This is a genomic window from Arthrobacter sp. JSM 101049, assembly GCF_041679245.1.
Classification (GTDB): Bacteria; Actinomycetota; Actinomycetes; order Actinomycetales; family Micrococcaceae; genus Arthrobacter_H.
The window spans coordinates 654,131-669,468 of sequence record NZ_JBGFFC010000002.1 but is presented as its reverse complement, the minus strand read 5'-3'; the positions used below and the strand labels follow the sequence as shown (position 1 = coordinate 669,468).

Annotated in this window: 12 protein-coding genes; 8 read left to right on the top strand and 4 right to left on the bottom strand. The window is 70.3% G+C overall.

What is annotated here, in order from left to right:
- Nucleotides 1-2: 2 nt before the first annotated feature.
- The 6 genes from AB8M85_RS08335 (at nucleotide 3) to AB8M85_RS08310 (ending at nucleotide 8,846) form a co-directional block, all read left to right on the top strand.
- Nucleotides 3-2,132, top strand: coding sequence for a 3-hydroxyacyl-CoA dehydrogenase NAD-binding domain-containing protein (locus tag AB8M85_RS08335; protein WP_372698310.1), 2,130 nt, complete (start codon nucleotides 3-5; stop codon nucleotides 2,130-2,132).
- Nucleotides 2,129-2,785 (top strand): TetR/AcrR family transcriptional regulator, encoded by a 657-nt coding sequence (locus AB8M85_RS08330; RefSeq protein WP_372698309.1) that lies wholly within the window; start codon nucleotides 2,129-2,131, stop codon nucleotides 2,783-2,785. The genes AB8M85_RS08335 and AB8M85_RS08330 overlap by 4 nt, the downstream gene beginning before the upstream one ends.
- On the top strand, nucleotides 2,782-4,320 hold the full coding sequence (locus AB8M85_RS08325) for a long-chain fatty acid--CoA ligase (protein ID WP_372698308.1): 1,539 nt from the start codon (nucleotides 2,782-2,784) through the stop codon (nucleotides 4,318-4,320). The genes AB8M85_RS08330 and AB8M85_RS08325 overlap by 4 nt, the downstream gene beginning before the upstream one ends.
- 506 nt (nucleotides 4,321-4,826) lie before the next feature.
- Nucleotides 4,827-5,657 carry an ABC transporter ATP-binding protein gene (locus tag AB8M85_RS08320; RefSeq protein WP_372698307.1) on the top strand — a complete coding sequence of 277 codons (831 nt, stop codon included), beginning with the start codon at nucleotides 4,827-4,829 and terminating at the stop codon, nucleotides 5,655-5,657.
- A gap of 77 nt (nucleotides 5,658-5,734) precedes the next feature.
- A complete protein-coding gene (locus AB8M85_RS08315; RefSeq protein WP_372698306.1) occupies nucleotides 5,735-6,724 on the top strand; it encodes an iron-siderophore ABC transporter substrate-binding protein in 990 nt (329 codons plus the stop codon).
- Between the two features lie 13 nt (nucleotides 6,725-6,737).
- Entirely contained in the window at nucleotides 6,738-8,846 is a 2,109-nt protein-coding gene (locus AB8M85_RS08310) for an iron ABC transporter permease (RefSeq protein WP_372698305.1), read from the top strand.
- A gap of 22 nt (nucleotides 8,847-8,868) precedes the next feature.
- Here the strand turns inward: AB8M85_RS08310 and treS are convergent, their stop codons facing one another.
- Both treS and AB8M85_RS08300 read right to left on the bottom strand, forming a co-directional pair.
- Nucleotides 8,869-11,142, bottom strand: coding sequence for a maltose alpha-D-glucosyltransferase (gene treS, locus AB8M85_RS08305; RefSeq protein WP_372698304.1), 2,274 nt, complete (start codon nucleotides 11,140-11,142; stop codon nucleotides 8,869-8,871).
- 113 nt (nucleotides 11,143-11,255) lie between these two features.
- Nucleotides 11,256-12,368: a hypothetical protein gene (locus AB8M85_RS08300; RefSeq protein WP_372698303.1), complete on the bottom strand. Its 1,113-nt coding sequence runs from the start codon at nucleotides 12,366-12,368 to the stop codon at nucleotides 11,256-11,258.
- 86 nt (nucleotides 12,369-12,454) lie between these two features.
- On the opposite strand from AB8M85_RS08300, the gene AB8M85_RS08295 reads away from it, so the two are divergent.
- On the top strand, nucleotides 12,455-12,889 hold the full coding sequence (locus AB8M85_RS08295) for a MarR family winged helix-turn-helix transcriptional regulator (protein ID WP_372698302.1): 435 nt from the start codon (nucleotides 12,455-12,457) through the stop codon (nucleotides 12,887-12,889).
- Between the two features lies 1 nt (nucleotide 12,890).
- Here AB8M85_RS08295 and AB8M85_RS08290 read toward each other — a convergent pair whose 3' ends face one another.
- Complete coding sequence (locus AB8M85_RS08290) at nucleotides 12,891-13,082, bottom strand: hypothetical protein (protein ID WP_372698301.1); 192 nt, start codon at nucleotides 13,080-13,082, stop codon at nucleotides 12,891-12,893.
- Between the two features lie 282 nt (nucleotides 13,083-13,364).
- On the opposite strand from AB8M85_RS08290, the gene AB8M85_RS08285 reads away from it, so the two are divergent.
- Entirely contained in the window at nucleotides 13,365-14,579 is a 1,215-nt protein-coding gene (locus AB8M85_RS08285; RefSeq protein ID WP_372698300.1) for an amidohydrolase, read from the top strand.
- A 12-nt stretch (nucleotides 14,580-14,591) separates the two neighbouring features.
- On the opposite strand, the gene AB8M85_RS08280 is transcribed toward AB8M85_RS08285, so the two are convergent.
- Complete coding sequence (locus AB8M85_RS08280; protein WP_372698299.1) at nucleotides 14,592-15,335, bottom strand: class F sortase; 744 nt, start codon at nucleotides 15,333-15,335, stop codon at nucleotides 14,592-14,594.
- Nucleotides 15,336-15,338: the final 3 nt, after the last annotated feature.

The following is a 15,338-nucleotide window of genomic DNA, read 5'->3' as shown; positions in this document are numbered from 1 at the left end:
CCATGCCCGCCACCCCACGCGCCGCCCCGAAAGCCACCATCACCCTCCACGGGGCCGTCGCCCTGGTCTCCCTCGAGGCCCCGCCGGTGAACGCCCTGGGCCAGGCCGTCCGCCAGCTGCTGGCCAACGCGTTCGAGGAGATCCGGGCACACCCCGGCATCCGCGCCGTGGTCCTCACCGGCACCGACCGGGCGTTCTCCGCCGGGGCCGACATCACCGAATTCGGCGGCACCACCGAGGGCATCACGCTGCCCGAACTCGTCGACCGCATCGAGGACTTCCCGCTGCCGGTCACCGCGGCCATCGCCGGCGTCGCCCTCGGCGGTGGACTGGAACTGGCCCTGGCGGCCCACACCCGCATCGCCCATCCCGAGGCCACGCTGGGCCTGCCGGAAATCACGCTGGGCATCATCCCCGGCGCCGGGGGAACCGGACGGCTTCCACGGGTGGTCGGGGCCGACCGGGCGGTGGACATGATCCTGTCCGGCCGGCGCATCGATGCCGGCACGGCCGCGGAGGCCGGACTCGTGGACGCGGTGCTCGACGGCGGGGACTTCCCCAGTGCCGCCGTCGCCTGGGCCACCTCCCGGCTCCCCGCTGCGGCCGGGGAACCGGCCACGCCGATGAGGACCCGGGACCGCACCGAACGGCTCGCCGCCGGCGACACCACCGCTGGCACCGTCGAACGCCTGGCGGCCACGGCCCTGCGCAAGGCCAAGGACCCCTTCGCCGCCCGCGCCGCCGTGGAGGCGATCGCCGCCGGCCTGGAGCAGGGGTTCGAGGCCGGCGCGGCCACCGAACGCCGCCTCTTCCTCGAACGCGTGGCCAGCCCCGAGTCGGCGGCCCAACGCCACCTCTTCGCCGCGGAGCGCGCCAGCCGCAAGCCCCGCGCCCTCGACACCGCCCAGGGACCCGCCGCCGGCCGCCACGTCGGACAGGCCGGCGTCATCGGCGCCGGCACCATGGGCGGGGGCATCGCCCTGGCACTGGCGACCGTCGGCGTGCCGGTGACCGTCGTCGACACCGGACAGGAGGCCCTGGACCGCGGACTGGCCCAGGTACGCCGGAACCTGGATGTCTCGGTCTCCCACGGCAGCCGGACCCCTGCCCAGGCGGACGAGCAGTTCGCCCGCATCACCGGAACCATCGACTACGCCGACCTGGCCGACGCCGACCTGGTCATCGAGGCCGCGTTCGAGGACCTGGAGGTCAAGCAGGGGATCTTCGCGGCCCTCGACGCGAACACGCGCCCCGATGCCGTGCTGGCCACCAACACCTCCTACCTGGACGTCGATGCGATCGCCGCCACCGTCGCCGATCCGTCCCGGGTGCTCGGCATGCACTTCTTCAGCCCCGCCAACGTCATGGAACTGGTCGAGGTCGTCCGCGGTGCCCGCACCGCACCGGACGTCCTGGCGACCGCGGTCGCCCTGGCCCGGCGGCTGGGCAAGTGCCCGGTCGTCGTCGGCGTCTGCCACGGCTTCGTCGGCAACCGCATGCTCGAAGTCCGCGGCCGCCAGGCCGAGGCCCTGCTGCTCGAAGGCGCCCTGCCCGGACAGGTCGACGACGTCCTGACCGCCTTCGGCTTCCGCATGGGCCCCTTCGCCATGGCCGACATGGCGGGCCTGGACATCGGCTGGCGCAACCGCCAAGCCCAGGGGACCAGCGCCCCGGTGTCCGACGCGCTCTGCGAAGCCGGGCGCTACGGGCAGAAGACCGGTGCCGGGTTCTTCGCCTACGGCGGGCGCGAACGCACCAATGACCCCGCGACCACACGGATCATCGAACTCGCCAGCGCCGAGCAGGGCATCGAACGCCGCGACATCGGCGACGAGGAGATCCTCGAACGGCTGCTCTACCCAATGGTCAACGAGGGCGCCCGGATCCTCGCCGAGGGCATCGCCGAGCGCCCCGGGGACATCGACCTCATCTGGATCAAGGGCTACAACTGGCCCGCCTACCGGGGAGGTCCGATGTGGTACGCCGACCAGGTCGGCCGCGATCGGATCGCCGCCCGGCTCGAACACCATGCCCGGGCCACCGGGGACCAGACGCTGCGCCCAGTCGCCTGGTTGACCGGGGACGGCACCGGAGCCGATGCCGTGGGCGGTTCCGGAGCCGGTACGCCGTGACCGAGGCCGACGGGCGCACCGCCCGCGCGGAACGCACCAGGGCGCTCATCGTCGATGCGCACCTGGCGCTGATCGCCGACGGCGAGCTCAAGCCGACGGCGCGGCAGGTCACCGAGCGGGCCGGGGTCTCGCCGCGGACGCTGTGGGACCACTTTGCCGACATGGAAGCGGTCATGGCCGCCTCCTCCCGCCGCCAGCTAGAGGGCCAGGACGCGGACGCCGTGCCGATCGATCCGGGCCAGCCGCTGGCCCGGCGGTTGGCGGACTACGCGCGACATCGGGCCGGGGTGCTCGAGGCCCTGGCGCCGTTGGCGCGCGCCGCCGACGTGCAGCGGCCCTTCTCCCCGGTGCTCCAGCAAAACCTGCGCGGCAACCTGGCCCGCATCCGCGCCGAGGCCGAACGCGTCTTCGCCCCCGAACTCGACCGGTTCGCGCCGGCCGCGCGGGAGCGGGCGGTCCTGGCACTCACCGTCGCCGCCGACTGGGCCAGCTGGCAGCTGCTGCGCCAGTACCTGGACCGCCCGGTCGCCGAGGCGACGGCCGTGCTGCAGTCCGCGATCGCCGGCATCCTCTCGGAGACCGGAACCGCCAGCCCGGAAGCCACCGGCCCGGACCCCGCCACCCCGGACCCTCCGAAGGGAAACCCCGCATGACCACCCTGTCGCTCGCCGCCATCCTCGAGGGATCGGCCCGCAAATACCCCCACAAGACCGCAGTGATCAGCGGCGGGACCTCCTACACCTACGCCGAACTCTGGCAGCAGGCCCTTGGCCAGGCGGCGGAACTGCAGGCCGCCGGCATCGGACCCGGCGACGTGGTGGCGATCATGAGTCCGAACACCGTGGACTTCCCGCGTTCCTACTTCGCTGTGCTGGCCGCCGGAGCCGTCGTGGTGCCGGTGCACCTGCTGCTCACCGCCGAGGAGGTCGTGCACGTGCTGCGCGACAGCGGAGCCAAGCTGCTCATCTGCCACCCTTCGTTCGCCGAGGTTGGAGGGGCGGCGGCCGGGGAACTGGACCTGCCGGTGCTCACCAGCACCCGCGACGGCGAAACGGCAGGGGCGCCAGAGCCCCTGCCCACCTACGTCACGCGCCAGGCCGAGGATCCCGCCGTCGTCTTCTACACCTCGGGGACCACCGGCAAGCCCAAGGGTGCCATCCTGACCCACGTGAACATGGTCATGAACGCCACGGTCTCCGCGGTCGACGCCAACGACGTCCACCACGAGGACATCGCCCTGGGCTGCCTGCCGCTGTTCCACGTCTTCGGGCAAACCGCCAGCATGAACGCCGTCTTCCGGCTCGGGGCCACCCTGGTGCTGCTGCCGCGGTTCTCCGGCGAAGCGGCGCTCGAGCTGATCCGCGAGCACCACGTCGACGTCTTCCACGGCGTGCCCACCATGTACCACCAGCTGCTCGCCGCCGCGACCGACCAGGGCGGCCAGGCCGATCTGCCCAGGCTGCGGCTGTGCGTCTCCGGCGGCGCCGCACTGCCGCAGGCGGTGATGGAGCGCTTCAACGCGGCGTTCGACATGACCATCTACGAGGGCTACGGCCTCTCGGAGACCTCACCGGTCGTCTCCACCAACAACCCGCACTCCGGGGTCAAACCCGGCACGGTCGGCCCGGCGATCTGGGGCGTGGACGTGCTCGTCAACGACCGCAACACACCCGGCACGCTGAACCCGGTCCCGCACGGGGAACTCGGCGAGATCCTGGTGCGCGGGCACAACGTCTTCGCCGGCTACCTCGGCAACGAGGAGGCCACTGCGGAGGCCATGATCGAGGGCTGGTTCCGCACCGGGGATCTGGGCACCCTGGACGACGACGGCTTCCTCACCATCGTGGACCGCACCAAGGATGTCATCATCCGCGGCGGCTTCAACGTCTACCCGCGCGAGGTCGAGGAGGTCCTGATCCGCTGCCCGGGCATCGCGCAGGTCGCGGTGATCGGGATCCCCGACGACGAGCGCGGCGAGGAGGTCTGCGCCGTCGTCATCCGCGACACCGGGCACGACGGCGGGGAGGTCACGGAGGAGGGCATCATCGCCTGGGCACTGGAGCGGCTGGCCAAGCACAAGTACCCGCGCATCGTCCGCTTCGTCGACGAGTTCCCGCTGGGTCCCAGCCACAAGGTGCTCAAGCGCGAGCTGCGCCGGAACGTCTCCGAGGGGGAGAATAGGAGGTAGAACAGTACCCAGAAAAATGCCTTGGACAATCGACGGTTTCGGACGTTCGGCGAGGAGCGGATCGTGAAAACGGATACCAGGAACATCGTGAGCGTGACCACCTTTGCCCAGAATGTCTCCACCTACGTCAGGAACGCCGAGGACGGCGAACCGAAGGTCATCATGCGGAACAACGAGCCGGATCGACGAGTTGGAAGACGATGTGAGGCTCCTGACGGCCGCCATGGTGCGAATCGTCACCGACAACGGGAGCCGGCATCGCCTGTCCGACGTTGCCGGGGAATTCGGCATCGACCTGAACGACCTGTTCACGGACTGAGGCCTCCGAAGTCGGATGTCTTCCTGGCGGATGATGCCAAGGACGATCTCGCCCAGGGGCACGACCGGCAACCGATCCACCCACGGGCAAGGTCAGCAGAGGCAGCTATTGGGTGGAACCGGAGGGTCGTGGGAGGCCGTCGCGACACATCTTCTGCATTTAGGTAACCCTCAGCTAATATCGAACCGTGAATGATCGCAAATCACCTGCCTCCCTGGACGCGCGGGGACTGGACCTGCACTATGGCGGCACCGCCGTCGTCCACGGCGCCAACCTGCGTCTGGAGCCCGGCCGCATCCTGGCCCTGGTCGGCCCCAACGGCAGCGGCAAGTCGACGCTGCTGCGGGCCCTGGCCCGCCTGCATGAGCCCGCCGGCGGCACGCTGGAACTGGACGACGGCGTCACCGCCCCCGGCGATGCCCTGGCACTCAAGCGCAGCGAGTTCGCCCAACGGGTCACCCTGCTCTCGCAGTCCCGCCCGGTGCCCAACGGACTGAGCGTGCGCGACGTCGTGGAGTTCGGCCGCCACCCCTACCGCGGGCGCTGGCGCGCGGCGGACCCCGACGGCGCCTCCGCCGTGGCCCACGCCATGGAGCTGACCGGCATCGTCGACTTGGCTGGCCGCGGCGTCCACGAGCTCTCCGGCGGCCAGCTCCAGCGGGTCTGGCTGGCCAGCTGCCTGGCCCAGGACACCTCCGTCCTGCTGCTGGACGAACCCACCAACCATCTGGACCTGCGCTACAAGGTGGAGCTCTTCGACCTGGTCCACGATCTCGCCCGGGAGCATCAGGTGGCCATCGGCGTCGTGCTCCACGACCTCGACGAGGCCGCCGACATCGCCGATACCGTGGCCGTCCTCTCCGAAGGACGCGTGGTCGCGAGCGGGCCGGCCCACGAGGCGCTCGAGGCCGACCTGCTCAGCCGCGTCTATTCGATCGGGATCGTGACCCACGCCGATCCGATCACCGGCCGGCTGCGCACCCGCGCCGTCGGCAAACGCAGTTCCGCGCTCGTCTGAACCGCCCTGAACCGCCCTGAACTCCGGCGGCAGGGAACCCTCCCCGCCGCCACCACCCCCTGGACACAAGGAATCCCATGAAAGCACTCCGCCCCCTGGCCGCCCTCGCAACCGCTGCCCTCCTGCTCACCGGATGCGGCACCACCGAGGCGCCGACCTCCGGGACCGGGAGCGACGCCTCCGCCTCCACCGCAGCCGAGCCCATCTCCCTGACCGACGCGCGCGGCAAGACCGTCGAACTCGACGGCCCGGCAACCCGCGTCGTCGGCACCGAATGGGGCGCGGTGGAGAACCTGGTGACCCTCGGTGTCATGCCCGTTGGAGTGGCCGACGTGAAGGGCTACGGCGCCTGGGTGAAGTCCGAGCCGCTGGACGACTCGGTCACGGACATCGGCACGCGCGGGGAACCCAGCTTCGACACCATCGCGTCGCTGGACGCGGACCTGATCGTCGCCACGAATGACCTCTCGGAGAACGTCATCCAGCAGCTGGAGGACCTGGCGCCGGTCATGGTGGTCAAGTCCGCCGATGCCAGCCACCAGATCCAGCAGGCCGAGGACAACCTGGAGCTGGTCGCCGAGGCCACCGGCACCGAGGACCAGGCCGAGGAGGCCATCGCCGAATACGATGCGGCAGTCGCCGAGGGCAAGAAGGCACTCGCGGACGCAGGGCTGGCCGGGACCCGCGTGGCCTTCGCCGACGGCTGGGTCGCCGACGGGCAGGTCTCCATCCGGCCGTACGCCAAGGGCTCGCTGCTGACAGATATCAACACCGAACTCGGCCTCGTCAACGCCTGGACCCTGAAGGGCGATCCGGCCTACGGCCTGGCACAAACGGACGTGGAGGGCCTGACGAAGATCGATGCCGACCGGTTCGTCTACATAGCCAACGACGTCGACGCGGACTTCACCGAGGCCCTGGAGGACAACGCCGTCTGGAAGTCGCTGCCCTTCGTGAAGTCGGGCAACGTCTACCGCCTGAAAGACGGCATCTGGATGTTCGGCGGCCCGTCGTCCATGACCCAGTACGTGAAGTCGCTCGTCGCGTCCCTGACGGCGAAGTCCTAGGGAGCCGGAGCGCGTGAGCGTCACCACCGGCAGGCCCGCCACCGCGGCCCCCGCCGCACCGCAGGAGCCCCCGGGCAGGCCCGACGTGGGACTCTGGGTCGTCGTCGCAGGCGGTCTGGCGCTCCTGGCCGTCTTCGGGCTGGTGCATGTCACCCAGGGCACCGCCGCCGTCGGGCCGCGCGAGTTGCTCGGCTTGCTGTTCGGGAACGGCAACGACCAGCAGGCCGCCGTCCTGGTCGCCTCCCGGATTCCGCGATTGGTGGCGGGCCTGCTGGTCGGTGTGGCCCTGGGCCTGGCCGGAGCCGCCCTGCAGTCGGCCACGCGCAATGTGCTGGCCTCCCCGGACACGCTCGCCGTCGATGCCGGGGCCCACCTGGCCATCGTCGCCGTCGCCGCGTTGGGGATCTCCCTGCCCTCACTGCTCTCCGGCGGGCTGGCCTTCGCCGGCGGCCTGGCCGCCGCAGGCCTGGTCATAGCCCTCTCCGGTGCCGGGGCAAACGGCAGCGGCGGGCCGATGCGCCTGGTCCTGGCGGGGTCGGCCATCGCCCTGGGCCTGGCCTCGGTGACCTCGGCACTGTTGCTGCTCTTCAGCCAGGAAACCACCGGGCTGCTGGCCTGGGGCAGTGGCAGCATCGGGCATACCAGCAGTTCGGACCTGCGCGAGTTCGCGCCGGTCATCCTGCTGGGCGGGGCCGGCCTGCTCCTGATCGCCCGCCGTCTCGACCTGCTGTCCCTCGGAGATGATGCCTCCCGGCTGGCAGGAGCGGACCCCCGCGTGGCCCGTGTCGCCGCCGTTGTACTGGCCGTCCTGCTGGCCGCCTCCTCGGTGGCACTCGCCGGGCCCATCGGCTTCGTCGGGCTCTGTGCCCCCGCGATCGTGCGGCTGCTCGCCTCGAAGATCCGCGGCCTGGGCCGGCACCGGACGCTGCTGCCGGTCTCGGCACTCAGCGGTGCGGTGGTGGTGATCGGCTCCGACGTCGTCGTCCGCGCGGTCCTCGGTGCGCGCGCCGGCGTGGAGGTTCCGACCGGAGCAGTCACGACGGTCTTCGGCGCCGTGTTCCTCGTGGTGCTCGCCTACCGGATGACCGATGCCGGAACCAGCTCGCTGGGGGACACTCTGGCACGGCTGCGGCCACGCGTCGTCTACCTCGGCGTCCTGCTGGGGCTGGCGGTGCTTTTGGTGGCGCTGGTGTGTGCCGGTGCCCTGCTCGGCGACGCCAAACTCCTGCTGGGCGATGTGTACAACTGGGCGACCCAGCACTCCGGGCCCATGGTCACCGCGATCCTGAACACCCGGATGCCCCGGGTCATGGCGGCCCTCCTGGCAGGGGCCGCACTGGCCCTCGCCGGGGCGCTGATCCAATCCGTCTCGCGGAACGCGCTGGCCGAACCGGGAATCATCGGCGTCTCCGGCGGTGGCGGCCTCGGAGCCATCCTGGTGATCACCACGATTCCCGCCGCAGGTGCGTGGCTGGTCACCGGAACGTCCCTGGCCGGCGCGGCCCTGACCGCAGTGCTCGTGTTCGGGCTGGCCTTCCGCGGGGGGCTGCAGCAGAACCGGCTGGTGCTCATCGGCATCGGTGTTTCCGCCGCGTTGATGGCGCTCATCGCGGTGCTCTTGGTCTCCACGGACCCCTATAACCAAACCAAGGCGTTGACCTGGCTCTCCGGATCTACTTATGGACGCACGCTTGAATCGGTCATCCCCCCGCTGGCCGCCCTGGTCATGTCCGTGCCCGTGTTGGCCGGGCTGCGCCGCGACCTTGACCTGATCGCCGTCGACGATGACTCCCCGCGTGTGCTGGGCATCCGGTTGACCGCCTCGCGGCTGGTCCTCTTGGCGACAGCGGTGCTGCTGACGGCCGGGGCCGTCGCCTCGGTCGGGGTGGTCGCCTTCGTCGGCCTGGTCGCCCCGCATGCAGCCCGGAGCCTGGTCGGTGCCCGGCATTCCCGGGTCCTCCCGGTTGCCGCGCTGCTGGGGTCCTGCACAGTGGTTCTGGCGGACCTGGTCGGCCGCACGGTGATCGCGCCGGCCCAGATCCCGGCGGGCATCATGACCGCGCTGGTCGGCACTCCCTACTTCGTCTACCTGTTGTGGCGGTCGAAGGCCGTCAGGGGGTGAGCCCGTCCTGCAGGACGCGGGCTCAGCCCTCGTCCGCGGGCTCGCCGGGCGGCGGGGCATCCACGAGCAAGGCCGTTCCCTCGTAGGGGCCCAGCTGCAGGTGGAAGCTGAACAGGTCGTCAACCGTGCCGATGTCCTCCCCGTTGAAGGCGTCCGTGACCGTCGACTCGGGGACCAGCACCTTGGACCGCACCGTGCCGGCGATCTCCTGGTCGGAGAAGTTCAGCACCGTCACCTCCTGCCGGCCGGAATCGAGCAGGTGCACCATCACCAGCATGCCGCGGTGGGAGACATCGGGGACGTCGACGAGGGCGCTCCGGGCGATGCGGTATTGCTCGCGTACCTCCAGGATGCGGGAGAGCTGGCGGGCGAAGGAGGATTCGTCCTCCAGCTGTTCGGGAAGGGTGCCGTAGAGGGCCTGGGCTTTCGGCATCCCGGAGGAGGACGAGTCCGCTTCCGGGTTGAACCGCATCAGGTCGTGGGCGCCGCGGTGGATCCACCGGGTGTCGCCGCGGGAGACCAGGCTCGAGACCTTCTCGCGGGGTAACGGCAGCGCGCCGCACAGGTCCCATCCGGACAACGCGAAGACGCCCGGCTGCAGGGCGTTGTACATCGCCAGCAGCAAGTGCACCTTGCGGACCTCGGCGACCTGCTCGGCAGTGATCGCCTCCAGGTCGGTGATGCCCAGGACGGCGGTGATCACGCTGGCCGTCGTGCAGGCGATGCCGTTGGAGGTGAAGACGAGGTTGTAGGGTGCCGCCGTGCCGGTGATCCCGTCGCGCAGGGTCTGCTGCACGTGTGCGGCCAATTCGGCACCGGTGAGCTGCTGGCCCTCCAGCTCGAACACGTCGTCCTTGTGCGCACTGGTGAAGTGCACCAGCTCGTAGGTCAGTTCGTCGTGGTTCTGCAGCGCGTGCACCAGGGAGGCCTGGTCCACGCCGATCTCCTGGGCCAGCCGCAGCGTCAGGCGCAGGAATTCGGTATCGGCGGTTACCAGGGCGTGGTGGTACGCCGGGCGGGTGACGAAGTCGTAGGACAGGTCGGGGCCGGCCGCGGAGGTGGCCTTGATGTCGTCGATGCCCAGGTTCAGCTCCTGGAAGGTGAAGCCGCCGACCTTGCGCACCATGCTGCCGATGATCTGGTTGGCGGCGGCCGAGAGGGGGTGCCCCTCGGACCAGCCGGGGGTCTCCTCGGCGCTTTTCTCGACGCCGAGGAAGCCGTTGGCGTCCAGCCGCAGGGCGCCGGTGCCCAGGTCGACCAGTGAATGCAGCGCATCCCCCATGACCAGGCGCATCCCGGAGAAGGTGGGGTCGAGCCAGTTGATGGAGGGCTGGCCCTCCTTGAAGTAGTGCAGGTACACCCAGCGGCGGTAGGTGCCATCGATATCCAGGACCGGGGGAGTGGCGCTCCAGTTCGTCTCCTTCACGCCCGGCTCGTAGAAGATGACGCGTTGCAGCTCGCCGATGATGTAGCCGGCCTGCTGTAGGGCCCGTTCGGTCGCGACGTCGATGTTCACCGCGTCATGGCCCTCCGGGACGTCCGGCAGCAGGTCCCAATCCGCCTCGGGGATGTCGATCATGTGGTAGATCCCCGGGTAGTCGCGGAAGTTCATTTCGGCCAGTCGGAAGTCGGCCCCCTTGCCGGTGTGGCCGGGGACGATGTCGTCCAGGATCGTGCCGTCGTGGTCGGCTGCGGTGGCGCACATGGCGCGGAATTCGTCCTCGGTGCCGAACAATGGGTCGATCGCCATGCTGATCCGGTCGAAATGCCCGTCGACGCTGGGGGTGTGGTCCCAACCGGTGACGCCGCCGGCCACCTTGACCGGCCCGATGTGGATGCCCTTGATGCCGATGCGCTGGAACGCGGTCCACAGGTCGGCGTCGCCCAGGGCCGCCAGGAAGCTTTGCGCGGGCCGGGTCACCAGGGACAGCGGATAGGCGGTGAACCAGACGGAGGCCTTTTCCACGGCGGCCCGGGGATTGGGATGGGCGTACGGGTTCTGCCACATGCTTGCCTGCCCGGACAGCTGGCGCGTGAGCGTCTTGGCATCGCCGAGCATGGACTGGTTGCGCAGCCATTCGACGTAGACGCGGTTGCGGGCGTCGGGGGCGAACGGCGGACGGTCGGCGGTGAAATGCCGGCGCCGTGCCCGGGGTCGCAGCGTCCGGGGCCGGGCCGGATAGAACTGCTCGTCGAAGTTGAGGTCCCCGGCCGCTGCCTCCTCGGCGGCGTCGACCTCGGCGTCGGGCATCTGGAGGTCGACCGCAGGTTCGTGCTGGGGTACCGAGTCGGTCATGGTGCACTCTCCTCGAGGACTGGACTGTGGGGATTATCCGTTCCGGCTGTTCCCCACACTGCCAGAGAACGACGGGCTTCCACTAGTCCCCGGGACATCGAGGCGGTGCAGCACTACGCTGCGCCGGCCTCGTCCAGCTCGCTGAGCGCGGCGTTCTCGTCGGCGAGCCGGGTCTTGCGGACGCTCCACCGGTGCGTGAGCACGACCAGCAGGGCACCGGGCACCAGCCACAGGGCCAGCCGCAGGAGATCCCAGCCGATCGGTTGCCCGGCAAAGTAGGCCAGGGTCTGCACGGCGTGCAGCCAGGCCTCGCCGTTCCAGAAGGTGGACAGCCCGGCGAACAGCCCCGGCTGGACCTCCGGCACGAAGATCCCGCCGGAGCTGGTGAAGTTCAGGGCGACGAAGAGCAAGGTGAGCACCGGCGTCGTCCAGTGTTTGAGCATCGGGTGAAGGCCCATGCCCAGCAGCACGATCGCGGTGACGTAGAGCCAGGAGATGAGCCAGGAGCCCCAGATCGCGGTCTGGACGATGTGGTAGATCGGCCCGGCGATGACCATGCCGATGCCGGCGACGATGGCCCCGGCGGCCGCGGCGAGGCCGAAGCGACCGGCCAGGCGGAAGCGTCCCATGTGCCCCGAGATCGGGATGGCGCTGGCATAGCCGCCGATGCTCAGGGCCACGAGCAGGAAGAACAGGCCCTGGCCGGTGGTGTCGTGCTCGCCGGCGGGGACGACGTCCTCGATCTGCAGGGGCAGGTGCGCCTCGTAGGCGACCGGAAGGAAGACCTTCTGGGCGATGTTGGCCGTCGTTTCCGACGCGGCGCTGGAGACGAAGAGGGTGGCCGTGTCCTGGCCCGGGGCGTAGGCGGCATAGATCTCGCGGTCCTCGATCAGCTGCCGGGCGGTGTCCGCACTGGTGACGGTGCGCACGTCGAGAGCCTCGCCCGTGTCGTTCTTCAGCGTCTGGGCGAAGACCAGCGTCCCGGCCGATTCGCCGACGACGGCGACCGGCAGGTGGTGCGGTTCGGGCTGGTGGAACGCGCCGAGGTAGGCCAGTCCCATCACGGTGGCCAGGAAGAACGGGATGAGCATGGTCAGGCCGAGGTTCCTCCAGACACCCTCGGACCGGGGGCGGCGCGGCTGCGTCTGGCTGTGTCGGGACTCGGGTGGATCGACGATGTCATCGACGGGGACAGTGGGGCGCTCGGAGGCAGTTTGCAAAGTCATGTAGGGACCAGAATACGCTTATGTTGCATAATGCAACAAACAGAAGGCCTGCCGGACCCGGACCGCAGGCGTGCCTAGGATGGGGCATGGCCCATTCCCCGCGCGAAGCCGACATCCGCCAGGCCTACGAGCAGATCCAGGAGCTCTCCCGGCGCATCAACGACCGGTCCCGGCGGCTGGGCGAGCCGTTGAGCTTCGTCGAGCACTCGCTGTTGCGCTTCATCGCCAACACCCCCGGGGCGCGGGCCACCGACATTGCCTCGGCCTTTTCGCTGAACCGCTCGACCGTCTCGCGGCAGCTTGCCGGGCTGGTCTCGATGGGGCTCGTCACCGAGCTCGGGCACGACGCCGGGGCGCCCGGTCGCGGCCGGGTCCTCGCCTTGACCGGGGAGGGGGAGGCGAAGCTGGCGCAGGCTGCCGCCGCCCAGCAAGAGAGCCTGCGCGGACGGCTGTCTTCGTGGAGCGATGCGCAAGTCCACGACTTCGCCACGGCGCTGGCCCGCTACAACCACCCGGAGTGAATCAACCCAGGAGCAATGCCGCATGGTCGTGCGCGTACCGGCGGGCGTGGAGCACCTGGCGCGCCACCAGGGGTAGGAAGACCAGCACGATCACGATGAGCAGTGCCAGCATGATGGCGCCGAAAACGCCTCCCTCGTGGTCCAGGACCGACCGGGCGAACTGCGTGGCGAGCGAGGCGTAGAGATAGGCCATGCTTGACCAGCGCCGGCGAGGCACCGGGTGCCAGCTGGCCGACTGCCAGCGTGCCGAACAGGACCGCCAGGGTTCCGCCGATCGTGCTGGCCAGGAACTCGGCGACTTTCATGGTGGGTTGCTCCCGATGGGGCCGGTGACGACGTCTTCGCTCGTCCGTCCACCGTATCCCCACCGGATGGACGCCGGTAGGACACGTGGGGCCCGGAGGACAGCCGTGTGGGAATGCGACAAAGCCGCTTTCCGCTATCGGTGCGAGGCTCCCGGTTCTAGGCTTCCGGCATGGCCATCGATCTCGAAGAGCTCTACCGCGACCTGCACGAACACCCCGAACTCTCGTTCCGGGAACACCGGAAGGCGGCGATCGTCGCCGGCCACCTGCTCGGGCTGGGACTCGCCGTCCACGAGGGCATCGGGGGCACCGGCGTCGTCGGGGTCCTGGAGAACGGGCCGGGTCCCACGGTCCTGCTGCGTGCCGACATGGACGGGCTGCCGGTGCAGGAGGAGACCGGGCTGCCCTACGCCAGCCGCGTCCGCGCCACGGGCCCGGACGGCAACGACGTGCCCGTCATGCACGCCTGCGGCCACGACGTCCACGTCACCGCTCTGCTCGGCGCAGTGGAGGTGCTGGCGGGGGACCGCAACGCCTGGAGCGGCACGCTGGTGGCCGTCTTCCAGCCCGCCGAGGAGCGCGGCGGCGGTGCCCAGGCAATGGTCGAGGACGGCCTGTTCCAGCGCGTGCCGGTCCCCGACGTCGTCCTGGGCCAGCACGTGGCACCCTTCCCCGTCGGCTGGGTGGGCCTGCACGCCGGCGTGGCCATGGCCTCGCCCGACGCGTTGACCGTCACCCTGCACGGGGTCGGCGGGCACGGCTCGCGCCCCGAAACCACGATCGACCCGGTCACGATGGCCGCCGCCACGACCCTGCGGCTGAACTCCATCGTCTCGCGCGAGCTGGCGGCCACGTCGCCGGCGGTCCTCACGGTCGGCCAGCTGCACGCCGGCACGAAGCACAACGTCATCCCCGAGCGGGCGACCCTGGGCATCAGCGTGCGCTCGTTCGACGAGTCGGTGCGCTCCACGGTCCTCGCGGCGATCGGGCGGGTCGTCCGTGGCGAGGCCGCGGCCTCCGGTGCCGTGCGCGAGCCGGACATCGTGCAGGAGGACCATTTCCCGGTGACCGTGAACGACGCCGATGCCACCGAACGCACGCGGGTGGCACTGCGTGGGGCCTTCGGTGGTCAGCACGTCATCGACCCGGGGCATATCTCCGGCAGCGAGGACGTGGGCAACCTGGCCACCGCCGCCGGTGCGCCGCTGGTCTTCTGGTTCCTCGGCGGCGCGGATCCGCAGCTCTTCGCCGGGGCGTCGAATCCGATGGCCGTGGCCGCCGCGCTGCCGTCCAACCACTCGCCGCGGTTCGCCCCCGTCATCCAGCCCACGCTGACGCACGGCGTCGATGCCCTGGTGGCCGCAGCCCGCGAGTGGCTCGCGTAGGCCCTGTGGGGGCTAGGCGGCGTGGTGTGAGGTGAGCTTGGCATGGACGATGATGTTGTCGGCGTGCCGCCCGACGCTCTTGTTGAACTCGCCGCCGCAGGTGATCAGCCGCAGTTCTGCGCCCTCGGTGTTCCCGTAGGTGTCCATGCTGGAGAAGTCCGGCTTGGGGACCTGGACGATGCGGGTGACGGTGAAGACGGCCACCTGTCCATCGGCCCTGGTGACGGAGATCTTGTCGTTTTTGCGCAGCGCGCCGAGCTTGAAGAAGACTGCGGGGCCCTCCTGGCTGATCGCGGTGACGTGTCCGAGGATGACCGCCGGCCCCTTTTCGCCGGGAGTGGGGCCGCGGTCGTACCAGCCGGCCGGGGAGTCCGGGCCCAGCGGGGGGACGCCGATGCTGCCGTCGGCCTGGAGTCCGACGTCCATCAGGGGGGTGTCGACGTCGATCGCGGGGACGGTCAGCCGGACGGGGTGGGACTTCTTCATGACCATTTCCTTGGCTTTGGTTGGCCGCGGAGCCGGTGTGGAGGTCTTTGGTGTGGCCTTCTTGCTGGAGGGGGCCGAGGTGCTGGGGCTGGGCGAGGCTGCTTCCGGGGACGGCATGGCCGCGGCGGCAGCGGAAGCCGGAGGTGAAGGGGGAGGAGCCTCCCCCTTCACCCCGACGCCGACCAATACCGTGCCGACAAGTCCGATCGCGACGACGGCAGCCCACGTGGTGGTGCGGGCCGTGCCTGCCCTGTTTCCGACGTGCCTCATGGG

Excerpts from the sequence above, each read along its gene's own strand:
- AB8M85_RS08325 (WP_372698308.1), top strand. The coding sequence starts at position 2,782 with ATGACCACCCTGTCGCTCGCCGCCATCCTCGAGGGATCGGCCCGCAAA.
- AB8M85_RS08280 (WP_372698299.1), bottom strand. The coding sequence starts at position 15,335 with ATGAGGCACGTCGGAAACAGGGCAGGCACGGCCCGCACCACCACGTGG.
- AB8M85_RS08300 (WP_372698303.1), bottom strand. The coding sequence starts at position 12,368 with ATGACTTTGCAAACTGCCTCCGAGCGCCCCACTGTCCCCGTCGATGAC.
- AB8M85_RS08335 (WP_372698310.1), top strand. The coding sequence starts at position 3 with ATGCCCGCCACCCCACGCGCCGCCCCGAAAGCCACCATCACCCTCCAC.
- treS (WP_372698304.1), bottom strand. The coding sequence starts at position 11,142 with ATGACCGACTCGGTACCCCAGCACGAACCTGCGGTCGACCTCCAGATG.
- AB8M85_RS08315 (WP_372698306.1), top strand. The coding sequence starts at position 5,735 with ATGAAAGCACTCCGCCCCCTGGCCGCCCTCGCAACCGCTGCCCTCCTG.
- AB8M85_RS08295 (WP_372698302.1), top strand. The coding sequence starts at position 12,455 with ATGGCCCATTCCCCGCGCGAAGCCGACATCCGCCAGGCCTACGAGCAG.
- AB8M85_RS08290 (WP_372698301.1), bottom strand. The coding sequence starts at position 13,082 with ATGGCCTATCTCTACGCCTCGCTCGCCACGCAGTTCGCCCGGTCGGTC.
- AB8M85_RS08285 (WP_372698300.1), top strand. The coding sequence starts at position 13,365 with ATGGCCATCGATCTCGAAGAGCTCTACCGCGACCTGCACGAACACCCC.